The organism is Bradyrhizobium sp. Kon58 (genome assembly GCF_055807455.1).
The window spans coordinates 1-262 of sequence record NZ_JBVVOT010000478.1 but is presented as its reverse complement, the minus strand read 5'-3'; the positions used below and the strand labels follow the sequence as shown (position 1 = coordinate 262).

At 63.7% G+C, this 262-nt stretch carries 1 protein-coding gene; it reads left to right on the top strand.

Going from position 1 to position 262, the window contains the following annotated elements; all coding sequences use genetic code 11:
- Positions 1-262, top strand: a 262-nt coding sequence (locus AC0L20_RS41210; protein WP_473295863.1) for a substrate-binding domain-containing protein, incomplete at both ends; no start/stop codon positions are given.

Here is a 262-nt window from a genome sequence, read left to right as displayed (position 1 = left end):
TCGGCGGCGCGCCTACCGACAACAACGCCAAGGTGCTGCGCGAAGGCCAGATGAAAGTGCTGCAACCGGCCATCGACAAGGGCGACATCAAGATCGTCGGCCAGCAATGGGTCAAGGAATGGAACCCCACCGAGGCTCTGAGCATTGTCGAGAACGCCCTGACCCGCAACGACAACAAGATCGACGCCATTGTCGCCTCCAACGACGCCACCGCCGGCGGTGCGATCCAGGCCCTGGCCGCGCAGAAACTGGCGGGCAAGGT